The 14,712-nt window shown below is 47.4% G+C and carries 11 protein-coding genes; all 11 read right to left on the bottom strand.

The annotated features are described in order from the left end of the window. Positions 1-59: 59 nt before the first annotated feature. The gene (locus tag ACR1R9_RS02725; protein ID WP_433921818.1) at positions 60-2,246 is read right to left on the bottom strand and encodes a HelD family protein; all 2,187 of its coding nucleotides are present in this window, start codon (positions 2,244-2,246) and stop codon (positions 60-62) included. A 175-nt stretch (positions 2,247-2,421) separates the two neighbouring features. Then, positions 2,422-4,215 carry an ABC transporter ATP-binding protein gene (locus ACR1R9_RS02720; RefSeq protein WP_433923763.1) on the bottom strand — a complete coding sequence of 598 codons (1,794 nt, stop codon included), beginning with the start codon at positions 4,213-4,215 and terminating at the stop codon, positions 2,422-2,424. A 70-nt stretch (positions 4,216-4,285) separates the two neighbouring features. Next, a complete protein-coding gene (locus ACR1R9_RS02715; RefSeq protein WP_433921819.1) occupies positions 4,286-5,584 on the bottom strand; it encodes an NCS2 family permease in 1,299 nt (432 codons plus the stop codon). Positions 5,585-5,928: 344 nt separating this feature from the next. Further along, a complete protein-coding gene (locus tag ACR1R9_RS02710; protein ID WP_076287755.1) occupies positions 5,929-6,687 on the bottom strand; it encodes a tRNA threonylcarbamoyladenosine dehydratase in 759 nt (252 codons plus the stop codon). A gap of 18 nt (positions 6,688-6,705) precedes the next feature. Further along, positions 6,706-8,484, bottom strand: a complete 1,779-nt coding sequence (gene aspS, locus ACR1R9_RS02705) for an aspartate--tRNA ligase (RefSeq protein ID WP_063567716.1) — start codon at positions 8,482-8,484, stop codon at positions 6,706-6,708. A 200-nt stretch (positions 8,485-8,684) separates the two neighbouring features. Continuing rightward, positions 8,685-9,938, bottom strand: a complete 1,254-nt coding sequence (gene hisS / locus ACR1R9_RS02700) for a histidine--tRNA ligase (protein ID WP_076287754.1) — start codon at positions 9,936-9,938, stop codon at positions 8,685-8,687. 831 nt (positions 9,939-10,769) lie between these two features. Next, positions 10,770-12,038: an SEC-C metal-binding domain-containing protein gene (locus ACR1R9_RS02695; RefSeq protein ID WP_433921820.1), complete on the bottom strand. Its 1,269-nt coding sequence runs from the start codon at positions 12,036-12,038 to the stop codon at positions 10,770-10,772. 614 nt (positions 12,039-12,652) lie between these two features. Beyond that, the gene (locus ACR1R9_RS02690; RefSeq protein ID WP_175383399.1) at positions 12,653-13,099 is read right to left on the bottom strand and encodes a hypothetical protein; all 447 of its coding nucleotides are present in this window, start codon (positions 13,097-13,099) and stop codon (positions 12,653-12,655) included. Between the two features lie 114 nt (positions 13,100-13,213). Then, positions 13,214-13,720 carry a type 1 glutamine amidotransferase domain-containing protein gene (locus tag ACR1R9_RS02685; RefSeq protein ID WP_053779112.1) on the bottom strand — a complete coding sequence of 169 codons (507 nt, stop codon included), beginning with the start codon at positions 13,718-13,720 and terminating at the stop codon, positions 13,214-13,216. Between the two features lie 285 nt (positions 13,721-14,005). After that, entirely contained in the window at positions 14,006-14,173 is a 168-nt protein-coding gene (locus ACR1R9_RS02680) for a hypothetical protein (protein ID WP_160319650.1), read from the bottom strand. 77 nt (positions 14,174-14,250) lie between these two features. Continuing rightward, positions 14,251-14,712: a D-aminoacyl-tRNA deacylase gene (dtd, locus tag ACR1R9_RS02675; RefSeq protein WP_076287751.1), complete on the bottom strand. Its 462-nt coding sequence runs from the start codon at positions 14,710-14,712 to the stop codon at positions 14,251-14,253.

Genomic DNA, 14,712 nt, shown 5'->3' with positions numbered 1-14,712 from the left:
ATGGTGCTTTAACAGCGCCATGCTCTTCCTATATTAATGCTATGTTCAACAACAAGGATTCACTCTGCTTCGCTGTCAGGCCAACCCTGAATGGCAACAGACTCGCCTTCCGGATTATGGGTTGCAGCAGCATAGTCTGGCAATGGGCCGTCGTGAAATAACCACAGTTCGTGTAACGCCCGTGTACAGCCAACGTATAACAGTTTCGCATCACCCGCATTGGGCAAATAATGTTTCTCATCACTATCCGCTACGATAACTGCATCAAACTCCAACCCTTTCGACAAATAGACAGGTAAAACGGAGTGACCGCCTGTGTACTGTTTTTTGCCGCCGTCAATCAAGTTCAGATCCCAGCCTGCTGCCTGGAGGTCCTGATGAAGCTCCTTTGCCTCATGCAGGGTGCGGGTCAGAATGGAAACTGTACGATAGTCTTTGACCGTTAAGAGCTTAAGAGCCTGTTCAAGGCTCGCTGTGCGCCCTTCTATCCCATAGGACAATGTCCGTACGGGATCACCACTCCGGAATACAGGAATCGCCGTAATGCCGCTCTTGACGCCCCGCTCCAGAATCGTATTGGCGTAATCTATAATTTCCATCGTCGAGCGATAACTCCGGGTCAGTGCAAAGTATGCATTCTGCTCCTCAGGAAACAGGGAACTCATCTCTTCCCACGCATGAACACCACGATACTCATGAATACCTTGGGACAGATCGCCCAGTATGGTGAAGGAATGCCCTTTGACAAACTGATCCAATAACGCCACATGAAAAGGAGAAAAGTCCTGCGCTTCATCAATGACGACGTGATCGAAGCGCTCGGAGCCGTCAATATCATGAACCAAGGTATGAATGTACACCAATGCAGGCAAATCCTCTTCACGGATGATATCCTGCTTCAGATCTGCAGCCGTTTGCTTCATCACCAATTTGGGAATAAGACCGCTGAGCGAGGCAGGTACCGAACCGCCTTTAACAACCTTGAACAGCTGTTTGTAAAGCGTAAGTGGTTCATATTGAGGCCATTTTTTGGCATAAGCCTTCTCACGGGTTGCCGCTTTCTTTTTACGCTCTTTGCGAACAGCTTCCGGGCAAGGTTTCTTGAGTTCCATCTCAATCCAGCGGTGAATACGCGCCATAACCCGCTCTTTGCGTTTCGCCAGCGGATAATGTTTGTACTCTTCCCCAAACCAGTTCTCAATCTCGGCTTTGCTGAGCACTGCACCATCCCATGGACTGAAGTCCATATCAGGTACGGATTCCTCTTCCATCCCGGATAGCCACTCCCGGATCAGTTCCATGAAGCGGATCGAGCCTTTGTAACGCCCTGGCACATCATCATTGAGCTCAGGACGTGCATCCGGCGTTTCAAACCAGGTGTTCAATGTCTCCGACGTGTCTGCCAAAGGTAGGTCCAGCCCCAGCAGGTTCATCGCCCAATCCGGGAATGTACGCTGCTGAATGTCCCCTACACCGAGCTCCGGGAGTACATCCGATATGTAATCCAGGAACATATGGTTGGGTGCGAAAATAACCATTTTCTCTGCAGATACCTGCTCCTTGTACTGATACAGCAAGAAGGCAAGGCGATGCAGTGCGACGGTTGTTTTCCCCGAACCGGCCACACCCTGAATAATCAATGCGGTGTTTCTTGCCGCACGAATGATCTGATCCTGCTCCGCCTGAATGGTAGATACGATATCACGGAGTTTGTTGTCTTTGTTCTCACCCAATCGATACACGAGGAATTCATCCGATACGGCTGGCTGGTCACTGTCCCGATTGTACGTATCTGCCACACGTTCCAATATACGCTGCCGAATGACAACGTTTCGTTTCAGATAAACCAGGCCCTCAATGAGTCCTTCCGGGGCTTCATACGTTGCGGAGGCTTCCCCTCCGGTAAATGAGTAAAACAGGCTTGCGACAGGAGCACGCCAATCGATGACGAGCGGATGCTCTCCCACCTCTTCGCGGTCTACGCCGATTTTGCCAATATACAGCGGTTTCCGTGCACCACTGCCCTGTTCTTCGAAATCCAAGCGTCCGAAATAGGGTTGCTGCGCGCTCTTGGACAAGGCGGTGCGGCGTTCTTCACGTCCGGCCTCCAGCACTTGCTCTGTGAAGTCGTGGCCGGTGTATACCGGAATGTTCTGCAGCCGTTCCAGCTGACTGTCCACTTCCTTCATCGTTCGCTCTAACCTGTACTCTTCTTCTTGATAGGCACTTTGAAAGCTGTCTGACATGTTTCAGTTACCTCCTAAGAATATGTTTTTCTGCATAGTCAATCACTGACGACACAAAAGGATACCCACTATATCATATTGATGTACAAAAAGCTACAGTAACCCGGATAGCCAAATGAAAGAAACCGCTGTTCCTGTTCGCAAAGAACAGAAGAACAACGGTCATCCTTTTACATCATTCCGGTTCAGAATCCGGCTTCCCATCCTGTGCTACAAACTGTTTCTGTGCCAGTTCACGGTATACCCGATGGTTGCTAATTAGCTCTGCATGGGTTCCGGTTCCCGTCACATGTCCCTGCTCCAGAACAACAATCTGATCAGAGTCGACGACGGTGGACAATCGGTGTGCAATGACTACCGTCGTTCGTCCTTCCATCAGATTGGACAGGGCTTGCTGCACTTCATGTTCGGAGGTGCTGTCCAGACTGGACGTCGCTTCATCCAGCATCAGAATATCCGGGCTGCGCAGCAGGGCCCGAGCAATAGCGATCCGTTGGCGTTGACCACCAGAGAGCTTGATCCCGCGTTCTCCCACTTCCGTATCGTAGCCCTGAGGCAGTTTATCAATAAAAGCTGAGGAATACGCCATTTCTGCCGCGTGTCTAATTTCATCCATACTCGCCTCACGGCCCAGCCCGTATGTCATGTTTTCCTTAATCGTGCCCGCCATCAGAGGGCTCTCCTGTGATACATATCCAATCTTGCTTCGCCAAGAGGCTAATGAATAATCGGTTATGGCTTGTCCGCCATACGATATACTGCCCGACTCTGGAAGATAGAACTGCTCCAACAGGGAGAACAGCGTTGATTTCCCACTGCCACTTGGCCCAACAATGGCCGTTACTTTACGGGCTGGAACAGTCAGATTAATCCCATGCAGTACCTCTTCCCCTGTTACATAAGAGAAGTGCAAGTTATTAAATGTAATCGTCTCATTGCCCTTGGGAGCAATTGCTGTGCTATGACGAGGTTCTTCTTCATGTGCCAGAATAGCCTGAATACGTTCTGTCGCACCGACAACCTTTTGCAGACGTGAATACAGTGTCGTAAATTGGCCCATCGGCATAATCACCTGGAACAACAACAGAATGAAGGCGACCAGTTCACCCGGAGACAGTAAGCCAGAAGCCACCCGCATACCGCCAACACCCAGAATTACAACCAGTACAGCCGTCATGACAAACGTAAAGAGTGGACCGATCAACGCCAAAATCCGCGCTTCCTGTAGTCCAAAAGCAAACATCTTCCCAATACGAGAATCGCCTGCTTCTGCCTCCTGTTTCTCTGTACCATAAGCTTTCACCAAACGAATCTCGCCAATGACTTGGCTGAGCACCGAAGTAAGCCCTGCCATTTCGTCCTGCTGCTTTTTGGAGATTTTGTACATTTTACGACCAACAGGCAACAGGATCAGCAACGTTAGCGGCACCAGACTCAGAATAATGAGTGACATGACCCAGTCCAGATAGAAAAGCAACGCTACTCCGCCCACAACCGCAACGATATTGGATACAAAAGAAACGAGATAATCCGCAATTAGCGTCATAATCTGACTTGTATCATTCGTGATTCGACTCATCGTATCACCCGTACGATTCCGGTCGAAATATGGCATCGGCAAGGATAATACCTTGTTCCACAGCTTCGTTCGCAATGTCGCAACCACCCGTTGACCCGCATAGTTCAACATATAGATGCTGATGCCTGAAGCGATGGCCTGAATAACAAATGCCCCCAGCAGCAGGAAAATAACGGACTTGTTCAGCGCAGACATCGTAAGCCCATCAATCAGGCCTTTGGTCATCAGCGGGACAATCAGTCCGGCTGTCGTCTGAATGAGTGTCAGGATCAACGCTATGATTAGAATAAGCTTCGGTGGATTTGTGGCAGCTATCAGCTTCACAAAATCCTTGAATCCTTTTTTTCCTATTTTCGATTCAGCTTGACCTGACTGTTGTTGCTCTTCCATTACCGTTCCCCCGTTCTCCCCTTGTTCACCAGAGATCATACGTATGAACTTACATTACGTTTCCTGTCTTTTACAATATCCCATGCAGCACAAAATTGGCCAAAAACAGGATGGCAATGCCGTACATGACTTTAGGTACCTGTTTGCCCTGACCCGCAGCGAGCTTCGCCAACGGATACGCAATGAATCCAAATGCCATACCGTCCACGATGCTATACGTAAATGGAATCATGACCATAATCAGAAAAGCCGGAAAAGCTTCCGTGAAATCACTGAAATCCATATCCTTCACACTTTGTACCATCAAGCCGCCAATAATGATTAAAATCGGTGCAATAGCACTGTCCGGAATATAACCCAACAGTGGAATAAAGAAGAACGTTGCACCAAACAACACTGCGGTAACCAGTGGAGTCAAACCTGTACGACCACCCGCCGCTATGCCCGCAGTTGTCTCCGCCGCAGCTACAGGAGGACTACTTCCGAATACACCTGCCAATACGGTACTGATGGATAATGCACGTAAGCTCCCCTTGAACCGCTGGGGACGACCAATAAGATGAGTCTGAGCTGTAATCAGTCCAATATTTTCAAATACAACAATTAGCAGCAACAGGAATACTGCAATCCAGAACGCCAAATCCGCCAGCTTCACCAAAGAAAGCTCTCCAAACAAGCCGCCATATTGACGTAATGCTTCTAGAGCTGACACCGGCTCACCGGGATTTACAGCACCGAGTACATATGCAAGACCTGTCCCTGCAAGAATGCTGATCAGGAGTCCGCCCTGTACATTGCGTATAAATAAAATCAAGGCGATCACAAGAGTAACACAAGCAGTGATAACTCCCGGATCATTAAAATGTCCGATCGCCACAAACGTGGTCTGGTGTGCGATGACGATTCCGCTTTTTTGCAGACCGATGAACGTCAGGAACAAACCAATCCCCACCGTAATGCCATGCTGCAGGTTTTTCGGAATGGCCTCACTAATCATTTTATATAACGATGTAAAAGCTACGACTGCAAACAGCACACCTGTGACAGATACAACCGCCAAGGCTTCCTGCCAGCTCAATTTCATCGAATGTACGAGTGTATAAGTGAAAAATGCATTGATGCCCATGCCAGGTACAACGATAATCGGCGACTTACCGCCAAATGCCATCAGCAAACAACCTGCAATGGACGTCAGCAGAGTACCCACCATAGCCGCCTGTAGTGGCATTCCAGCATCAGCCAGAATTGTTGCATTGACCATTACGATATATACCACGGCAAAATAGGAAATGGCTCCCGCCACAATTTCCTTTTTCCACTGGTCCCCCGGCTCCATGCCAAGACGTCTGGTCATCCATCCTTGTTTCATACGTTCCGTTCCCCTCTCTCTATGTAAGCCGAACAAAAGTATTTACACTCTACCACTACACGGACAGAACAACCTTCCGATGCAGCTTTCTTTCAGAAAGCTTTTAGGCGCACGCTTCGCTTCTCCAGTTTTTTTCTGTCCTCTTCGTTCTTGTGTAAATCTTATATTCATCTTATATAGCTGCGATTTCTCTATGTATCTACCATCATTTCGCACAGCACCACATATCATACACGCTTTTGGGATTGAAGTACATTACGTAACCCTGACATTTGTTAAGGTTTGCACATGCAAAAAAAAGCGCAGGTACCTTGTCGGCACCTACGCTTTTTATTCACAACAGATTACTGCTGCTTATTCTCTGCAATTTCGATCAGTTCCTTGACGGCCACACTGACCATGATCAGTCCGGCTACCGGAGGAACAAAGGCGTTACTCGCTGGCGGCTGTTTGGCCTTGCGAATCTCCGGCGCATTCTCAGGAACGATTTTTTGCGTTACATCTGCACGCGGTTTCAATGGTTCTTCGGTGGAGAAGACCACTTTCACACCTTTTTTGATGCCTTCTTTCCGCAGTTTTGTGCGGACAACACGGGCAATCGGGTCCATGGTCGTTTTCGAAATATCCGCAACCTGGAATTTCGTCGGGTCCATTTTGTTTGCCGCACCCATGCTGGAGATCACCGGAATCTTCCGTTTCAGGCATTCCTTGATGAGGTGGATTTTGTAAATGATCGTGTCCGAAGCATCCAACACATAATCCAGCTCATACTTGAACAATTCCTCATACGTTTCTTCCGTGTAAAACATATTCAGCGCAATTGCATCGCACTCTGGATTGATGAGCTTCACCCGCTCTACCATCAGATCTGCTTTTTTCTGCCCAACGGTCGTGGTCAAAGCATGAATCTGACGATTGATGTTGGTGATGTCCACCACGTCTTTATCAATCAGAATGATACGTCCAACACCGCTACGGGCAAGAGCTTCTACTGCAATACCGCCCACGCCGCCGATGCCGAGCACAGCTACTGTACTATTTTTCAAAGCGTTTAGACCTTCAGGTCCGATTGCCAGTTCTGTTCTTGAAAATTGATGGAGCATTGAGAATCGATGCCTCCTTTATTTCTTTTCCGCCACCGGTTTACGGGCTACGCGGATGTGAAGTTGTTCCAATTGGGAGTTATCCACTTCAGAAGGTGCATTCATGAGCAGATCCGTTGCACTTGCCGTTTTCGGGAAGGCAATCGTTTCACGCAGATTCGTGCGACCTGCCAGCAGCATCACCAGACGGTCGAGACCAAAAGCGATTCCGCCGTGTGGTGGCGTTCCATATTCAAATGCTTCGAGCAGATATCCGAATTTCTCGTTGGCTACTTCCGGAGAAAGTCCCAGAGCAGCGAACATTTTTTCTTGAACATCACGTTTGTAGATACGCATCGAACCGCCGCCCACTTCATAACCATTCAGAACGAGGTCATAGGCTTGAGCGCGAATAGCACCCGGATCTGTATCAAAAAGATGTACATCTTCGTCTTTAGGACGTGTGAATGGATGGTGTTCTGCAACATAACGTTTGGCATCTTCATCGTAACCGAGCAATGGGAAGTCCACAACCCATGCAAATTTGAATTTGCTGTCATCGATCAAGCCCAGTTGACGACCGATTTTCAGACGAAGTGCGCCCAGTACATCTGCAACCACTTTTTTGGTGTCAGCAGAGAAGAGCAACAAGTCGCCTTCTTCAGCGCCAGTACGTTCTTTGACTGCTTCGATCTCTTCTGGCGTAAAGAACTTCACGATTGGTCCTTTGAACTCGCCATCTTTTACTTGAATCCATGCCAATCCTTTTGCACCATAACGCGCTGCAAATGGTCCGAGGTCATCGATTTCTTTTCGGCTCCATGTACCACAGCCTTTGGCGTTCAATACTTTCACTTCTCCACCTTTTTCAATGACAGAAGCAAATACTTTCACACCACTGTTCGCTACGATATCGTTCATTTCAACCAGTTCCATGCCAAAACGCAGATCCGGTTTGTCTGAACCGTATTTGCCCATAGCATCTGCATACGTAATCCGTTGGAAAGGCAGTTCCAGCTCAATACCTTTCGTTTCACGCAGCAATTTGGCCATCAGTTCTTCCATCATTGGCAGCAGGTCATCCTGTTGCAGGAAGGAAGTCTCGATGTCGACTTGAGTGAATTCCGGTTGACGGTCCGCACGCAAATCTTCATCACGGAAACAACGAGCGATCTGATAGTAACGCTCAAGTCCGCCGACCATCAGCAATTGTTTGTAAATTTGCGGGGATTGCGGCAGGGCGAAGAATTCACCTTCATGCACACGGCTTGGTACGAGATAATCACGCGCACCTTCCGGGGAGCTCTTGGTCAGAATTGGTGTTTCTACTTCAACGAATTCTTCTCCATCCAGATAATCACGGAACACTTTGGATGCTTTGGAACGCAATTTCAATGTTTCAAACATTTCCGGACGACGCAAGTCCAGGTAACGATATTTCAAACGAAGGGACTCGTCGACTTCCACACCATCTTCGATGAAGAATGGAGGAGTTTTTGCCGCGTTCAGTACTTCAATCTCGGTAATTTGCACTTCGATTTCGCCTGTAGGCAAGTTTTTGTTTACGGTCTCTTCGTCACGTTTAACCACTTTACCAGTTACTGCGATAACGTACTCGCTCCGCACTCTGTCAGCGATTTGCAATGCTTCGCCAGAGTAAGCCGGGTTGAAAACAACTTGTACAATTCCGCTGCGGTCACGCAGATCGATAAACAGTACGCCCCCCAGGTCACGGCGGGTCTGTACCCAGCCGTTCAATGTTACGGTCTCACCGATGTGTGCGGGTGTTAAGGCGCCGCAATGATGACTTCTTTTCATAACCAAACTCCTCTTATGTGAATTTCCGTTCTGTATGGGCGGGCAGAGCCCGCTTTTCAACAGTGCGGTTGCGTGAAGACGATTTTATTCGAAAAGGCATGTTACCTCCGACTCGCCAACTTCCGATTAATCGGAAACATTGGTGAACCTCAGTAATTTTGCCGGATCAATTGTTGTATTTTACAGTTTCAAACTCGTGCTTATTTACTTTCGCGTATAGCAGATACCAGATCATCCAGCTTCACGGTTTGTTGTTCACCTGTATCCATGGACTTCAGGGCAATTTCCCCGCGCTCCAGCTCATCATCACCCAGAATGGCAGTGTAACGGGCTTTGAATCGGTCAGCAGATTTCATCTGAGCTTTCATCTTACGACCGAGATAGTCGCGTTCACCGGACAGACCGGATTGACGAAGCTTAAACAGCTGACGGTTGACTTCACGATCGGCAGCTTCACCAAGAGCAACAAAATACACATCCAATGGAGCAAGGGAACTAACATCAATATTCTGGTGTTCCAGAATCAGTTGAATACGCTCCAGACCGATACCGAAACCAATACCAGGCTGATCCGGTCCACCGATATCTCCAACGAGGCCATTGTATCTGCCGCCACCGCCGACTGTATCAATCGCCCCAATACCTTGGGCTTTCAGTTCAAAAGCAGTCAATGTGTAGTAATCCAATCCGCGTACCAGACGATTGTTCACCGCGTAATCTACGCCAAAATCATCCAGATACTCTTTCAGCTTGGCAAAGTGGTTCAATGATTCTTCATCCAGACTATCCAGTATGGACGGTGCCCCTACGAATTTGTCCTGATCAACTTTGCAGTCGAGCACACGCAGCGGATTACGTTCCATCCGGGATTGGCAGTCCTTGCACAGGCTGTCCTTCATCGGTCTGAGGAATCCAAGCAATTTTTCGCGATATTCTGCACGGCTAGTTGGGTTACCCACCGAGTTGATCTCGACTTTGACATCTTTCAATCCCAGTTCTACACACAGTTGATACCCAAGCGCAATGACTTCAGCATCAATCGCTGGATCAAGGGCTCCGATAGCTTCTACACCGAACTGGTGGAACTGACGCTGGCGACCTGCTTGTGGACGTTCATAACGGAACATCGGACCGATGTAATAGAGCTTGCTCACATCCGGTTCGCCATAAATTTTATTTTCCACATAAGCGCGGACAACACCCGCTGTACCCTCCGGACGAAGGGTCATGCTGCGGTCGCCTTTATCATTGAAGGTGTACATTTCTTTTTCAACAATATCGGTTGTTTCCCCAACGCCTCGTACAAATAAAGAAGTCTGTTCGAAGATCGGTGTGCGGATCTCGCGGTAATTAAAACGGCGACACAGATCACGTGCTTTTTCCTCTACGAACTGCCACTTTTCCACAACACCAGGCAGCAAGTCCTGCGTTCCAGTCGGTTTTTGAAAAGCCATCTTTCATCCCTCCAGCATCTATTTTTCTCTGTATAATAAGTTGTTCCAGGACTGTTACACCTGCCCACTCCGATTGAAGTACCATCTTCCGATCGCTGTTATCCCCAGATTTTTTAATTCCATTTTCAATGGGGAAATCCGGGGATAACATATGCTTCCGAAGCAGCTTTCTTTCAGAAAGCTTTTAGCCAAACGCTTCGCTTCTACAGATTGGTTCTGCAATCTCCGTTACGGTATAAATGTTAGGATCAACTTATATAACAAAAAAATCCCTCGCCCTGTCGCTGTATACACAGCAAACAAAGGGACGAGGGATTGTGTTTACACATTCACCCGTGGTACCACCCACATTCCGGAATCCCTGACACTTTCGCCGTTCAGGTGATCATGTGATGATCTAAGATTGCTCCAGGCAATCCGATCAAACAAATCATTCCGCTCTACGTATAACGCACGCCCTGCGCAGGCCAGCTAATGACAATCAGATATAAATCCAATGTGTTCGCTGTCTGTTCTCGGGGAAGTCATTCGTCCGCTCATCAAGAGAATCCTTACAGCCAAGGGATTCCTCTCTGTTCATGTGGGCACGGAGTACTTGGTCCCGTCATCAAATCATCAAGTTATATGATTACATGTTATTATATAACGTTTAAAGTTAATTTATTTTCTGATTGTAATGAACCGCAGTGCTAAAGTCAAGGGTTAACACAAAAAGATAGCATTAGAAAAAAATTCTCACATGCCGTACGAGATGCGGAGTCCACAGAAATCAAAGCTAATAGAAGCTGGATTCATCAAATGAATTCCAACTTCTATTGTTTTCTTATATCTCTATTGTTTCAGCATCCACTTCAGCAAATCCGGCACATTCGCCCATAGACGGGAGTGTATAATGACATATTCAATCGCTTCGTCAGAATTGCCCATTCCGACAAAATCAGGGAGGTTATGCGGCAGCCGCTTCAAACCCAGCAGATAATCAGGCACATGTTTGTTCACACCCTGGGCCACACGGTACAGCCTTTTGAGCTGGGAGGTGATTCCGCTCCTCTTATACTCCAGAATGATCTTGTCATAGGCAAAGGCGGCTGTGGCGTCACCTTTCCCATACTTCTCCATCAGTTGCTCTGCCTGCTCCAATTGGTTGCTGTACAAATACACAGCAGCGAGCAGGTAACGCGCTCCGGTATTGTCTTCCGTATTAAGCTTCAAAATATGCTCCAGGATTTGTGCCGCTTCTTTGGCATCTCCACCAAACCAGCAGGATTCGGCGTAGCTTTTGCATATCCTGATATATGGACGAGTCTCATGAAGCGCCCAAAAGTTACCCTTATTCTTCTCAAAAAACAGTTCGCCCAGTTCGTGTTCGCCAGCAGCGATTCCGGCCTTGAGGTAAGCTCGTGCATCAGACTCATTGTCCGATTCCTCAGCCAGAATACGATATGCATCAGAGCTGTCAGAATACATCTCCAGGGCCGTTTTCGCCAGCTGTATTCTGCGTTTGGAAGAACTGGCTTCCATCGCCTTATGTAGCAGAGCCTGCGCTTTGTCCTTCGATGTGCCTGGGCTGTTCATAATCATCAGTTCGTCCGTTTCGCCACCCATGCCGTATTCTTCGATGTACTCGAACATCTCCTTAACCTTTCGGGAGATCGTTGCTGTCGTTACCTCATACTTACCTGATAGCTCAGCCTTCGAAACATTGAAGCCGTATTCCTCAGACAGCAAATACTCGATTGCGGCACAGAACGATCCTGTCTTCTTCACAGTAGGGCGGGTCTGACGGGAATAGCCATTCCATAGCACCAGAGCTTCCAATATCAGCTCCCGCTCGTAATGGTTCCTCATGTTCTCAATAAGCTCCAGGGCCAGCTGTTCGTGAGCCGGATGCTCCCATTTCAGTTCGCTCGCCACCATCTTTTTCAGCTTGGTCAGGGTCAGTTTGCTCTCAGGCTGAATCGAGGCTTCCTGAACTGGTTGCTCCGTTGATATCAGCCCCAGTATGGATTCTACCGCAGAAGGCTCCTTGCCCAGACAGCATTTCTTATATTTTTTCCCGCTTCCGCACGGGCATAAATCATTTCTTCCAACCTTACTCAAAACTAATTCCCCCTTAAATCTGTCACTAGCCATTTGCATGAGAATACTGTTGCTTTAGCACTATAGGTGTCATTTCTCCTACAAGGCATTCTATATAATTTACAATTTCCAGCATCAAGCAGAAACGGTTGCCCCGCTCTTATATAAGGGCGGGGTCGTTCAGCGAGTATATGTTCATCTGGAATATGACGATCACTCTGGCTATGAATTCCTCACACTCTTTATCATAGGATTGGATTCGCCTGAGCCCAATCGTTGGAAGCTTGATTACCGTCCATTGTAGCCCAACTATGAAAACAAATCGCTTTAAAATACTTAAACCCATTTCTCTATTCTAGCAAAAATTTAAATAAGGGGTAAGCTTCGCCCAAAACATATAAATTTTCATCTCAAAAAAAAAACCTGCACACGGTGTGCAGGCTCAAAGGATATATAAAAAAAGGGGGTCATGTGTGTTATTATAAACGGGCTATGTTAAAGGCTTATGTAACTAATATTACAGTAATATTACAAAAATGATAGCGCTTTATAATTTGTTGTTTTCTCCATTATAAAAGCCCATGCAGAGTGTCCTGACATGGAAGTCAGACCCTGCAAGGGCTTCATACTACGTATTAATTCAATTCTTCCACATAAGCTTGGTTGGAACGAAGTTTATGAACGATTTCCTCATAATCCTCATCCCTTACTTTGGCAGACAAAACATAATGCAGATCGTCATAGTCAGCCGAGGACACATCCGCAGCATCCAACAGATCGCCTTCCTCATTAACATTATCTCGGGTACCTCGCTCGGTATCACGATCCACATTGCTGACGACCGGAATTACATTTTCGCTGGCGGGAACCCCAGGTGCTGCACCCACACCCATGGCTCCATTGGTTCCTACGCCACCCGCTGTGTTATAAGGCACCAAAGGTACCATAATCCGTTTGTCTCTGCCAACCGCGCTATCCAGTTGCCCTACTTCCAAATGCTCTGTACGGAACGTCTGAAGTGAGGTTCTTGCCCCCTCTGCCTCGTCCTCGGTCCGAAAATACGCCTGAATATGTTTTGTCATGTCAAACCCTCCTTTATCGGAATAAATGCTTGGTGAAACTAAAACTTAGAAGCTTTGAGCTTCAATCTACATTTTAATCAATAATCACATTAACGTACGGCCCGTCCCAAGTCATTAAATGACTTTTAACAACTCGCGGACAAATGCCGGTTCATCGGCAGGCGTACGGGATGTAATATAATTGCCATCTACTACAGCTTCATGATCCTTGAATTCTGCCCCTGCGTTCACCATATCATCCTTGAGCGGTGGATAGGATGTAATCGTACGGCCTTTCAACAAATTCGCACTTGCCAGAATTTGCGGGCCGTGACAGATCGCAGCGATTGGTTTCTTCGCACTATTGATCTCAGTTACGAATTTCAGGATATGTGCGTCTGTACGTAAATTTTCAGGAGAAGATCCACCTGGAATGACAACTGCGTCGTAATCTGAAGCCGAAACCTCAGCGATCGCTTTGTCCGAAGTATAGGAGGCTTTACCACCTTTACCTTTCAGCGTCTCTCCTGCTTTCAAGCCGATAATTTCCACGTCGTGTCCGGCTTTTTTCACCTCATCATATGGAACCTGCATTTCCGAATCTTCAAAATCATTCGCCAATAAAAAAGCAACTTTACTCATAACGTATGTTCTCCTTTCCGTGTTCGAAATTTCTTGAAATCGGGTATTCGCAGAAATTGTTGGTGTACATTTCTTGTTCATTGCCCGTAATAAATACTGAACCTGGCACGCCATCGTGCCTCGTTCTGTTATTACCCTAACCAGAGCCGTTTATAACATGACGAACCTGTATTATTTTGACTATGATCAGACCATCCGATTCATCAACAGTTAAGCTCCATGACAAAAAAAGCCCTGATTCGATCATCGAATCAAGACTTTTCATTCATTACAAATGGTCAGCACTCAGTCACGCGGAAGACGGCTCTGTTCCCCTTTGTCCGAATCCTGAAGGGCCCAGATCGTTGTTGCACACTCGGCAGCAGCGCGGGCAAGTTTCAGGGACTCATACAGGTTTCCAGGCAGAAGCAGAGGTTCTATTCGGGAGCGTGTTTCCTTGACGGATTGGCGCATAATGGTTGGGATACTCCTTTGATCATCTTATGTTAATGAACCGAATTATCCCTCATTATGGCCTGTTCCCCAATCAATTATGCATGCGTTTCTTGACGAATAGGGCTTTCGAGCATTAAAGTCACGGGTCCCCAATTCGTGAAAGTCACATCCATCATCGCTCCGAAACGTCCGGTTTCCACCTGAATTCCTTTATCACGTAACAGCTGATTAAACGTTTCATACAACAATTCTGCCGCTTCAGGTCTGGCTGCAGCTGCAAAGCTTGGGCGTTTTCCTTTACGACAATCTCCGTACAATGTAAATTGTGAGACAGATAATACAGCCCCGCCCACATCGATCAGACTAAGATTCATTTTTTCCTGCTCATCCTCAAAGATTCGAAGTCCAGCGATTTTGTCTGCCAAATATATAGCATCCTTCTCCGTGTCCTCATGTGTAATTCCCACAAGCAACATCAACCCGGATTCAATTCTCCCCGTCAGCTCGTCTCCAACGGTCACCTGAGCCTCTTTACAGCGTTGTACAAGCACCCTCAT

Origin of the sequence: Paenibacillus taichungensis, from assembly GCF_050994985.1 — a bacterium.
Classification (GTDB): Bacteria; Bacillota; Bacilli; order Paenibacillales; family Paenibacillaceae; genus Paenibacillus; species Paenibacillus taichungensis.
Note: the sequence above shows the minus strand (reverse complement) of the source record. Positions and strands in the feature narration are given on the sequence as shown.

Coding starts and splice junctions, on each gene's coding strand:
- ACR1R9_RS02680 (WP_160319650.1), bottom strand. CDS start 14,173: ATGCGCCAATCCGTCAAGGAAACACGCTCCCGAATAGAACCTCTGCTT.
- ACR1R9_RS02685 (WP_053779112.1), bottom strand. CDS start 13,720: ATGAGTAAAGTTGCTTTTTTATTGGCGAATGATTTTGAAGATTCGGAA.
- ACR1R9_RS02720 (WP_433923763.1), bottom strand. CDS start 4,215: ATGGAAGAGCAACAACAGTCAGGTCAAGCTGAATCGAAAATAGGAAAA.
- ACR1R9_RS02715 (WP_433921819.1), bottom strand. CDS start 5,584: ATGAAACAAGGATGGATGACCAGACGTCTTGGCATGGAGCCGGGGGAC.
- hisS (WP_076287754.1), bottom strand. CDS start 9,938: ATGGCTTTTCAAAAACCGACTGGAACGCAGGACTTGCTGCCTGGTGTT.
- aspS (WP_063567716.1), bottom strand. CDS start 8,484: ATGAAAAGAAGTCATCATTGCGGCGCCTTAACACCCGCACACATCGGT.
- ACR1R9_RS02725 (WP_433921818.1), bottom strand. CDS start 2,246: ATGTCAGACAGCTTTCAAAGTGCCTATCAAGAAGAAGAGTACAGGTTA.
- ACR1R9_RS02690 (WP_175383399.1), bottom strand. CDS start 13,099: ATGACAAAACATATTCAGGCGTATTTTCGGACCGAGGACGAGGCAGAG.
- ACR1R9_RS02710 (WP_076287755.1), bottom strand. CDS start 6,687: ATGCTCCATCAATTTTCAAGAACAGAACTGGCAATCGGACCTGAAGGT.
- dtd (WP_076287751.1), bottom strand. CDS start 14,712: ATGAGGGTGCTTGTACAACGCTGTAAAGAGGCTCAGGTGACCGTTGGA.